At 64.0% G+C, this 278-nt stretch carries 1 pseudogene; it reads left to right on the forward strand.

Features of this window, described 5'->3' with window-relative positions:
- A pseudogene (glyA, locus tag SB753_RS36860) lies at positions 1-278 on the forward strand (serine hydroxymethyltransferase); the annotation flags it as partial.

The following is a 278-nucleotide window of genomic DNA, read 5'->3' on the forward strand; positions in this document are numbered from 1 at the left end:
TCGCAGGGCTCGGTGCTGACCAACAAGTACGCCGAGGGCTACCCCGGCCGTCGCTACTACGGCGGCTGCGAACACGTCGACGTGGTCGAGCAGCTCGCCATCGATCGCGCGAAGCAGTTGTTCCATGCCGAGTATGCAAACGTGCAGCCGCATTCGGGATCGCAGGCCAATCAGGCCGTGTATCTGTCCGTGCTGAAACCGGGCGACACGATTCTCGGCATGTCGCTCGCACACGGCGGACACCTCACGCATGGCGCGTCCGTGAACGTGAGCGGCAA

Source organism: Paraburkholderia sp. SIMBA_053 (assembly GCF_046534895.1).
GTDB lineage: Bacteria > Pseudomonadota > Gammaproteobacteria > Burkholderiales > Burkholderiaceae > Paraburkholderia > Paraburkholderia caledonica.